Below are 378 nucleotides of genomic sequence, written 5' to 3' on the forward strand. Positions count from 1 at the left end.
CGGTGCCGGCCCCGTACGGCCCGTGCTGGCGATCGCAGGGTGGACGGTCCTGGACGCCTTCTCGGCCGGGCCTCAGGTGCCGTTCGCAGTGCGCGTCGACGGCGTGTACGACGGAGGCCTGCCCGGCCTCGACGACCATCGCGGCACGCCCGCCTCTCTTTACTGCACGGGCATCGCGGAACACAGGGCTGACAGCGCACCGAGCGGGCGCGATGCTGTCCGGCTGGTCGAGGCGGTCACCGACCGTGCCGGACTCGTCCGTCGGCTCACACATCTCTGACGGCGGGCCTGGCGACGCCGGACCAGACGATCGCTTGAGCCATCACTCAGGAATCGTCGCTCGAGACGCCGAAGCAGGCCGGTAGCGGCCGCCAGGCA

Annotated in this window: 1 protein-coding gene; it reads left to right on the top strand. The window is 71.4% G+C overall.

The annotated features are described in order from the left end of the window. Positions 1-280: hypothetical protein (locus tag ACLZOT_RS50420; protein ID WP_416976048.1), on the top strand; the 280-nt coding region annotated here is incomplete at its 5' end. Positions 281-378 lie beyond the last annotated feature (98 nt).

Origin of the sequence: Streptomyces sp. 4F14 (assembly GCF_048159485.1) — a bacterium.
Lineage (GTDB): Bacteria > Actinomycetota > Actinomycetes > Streptomycetales > Streptomycetaceae > Streptomyces.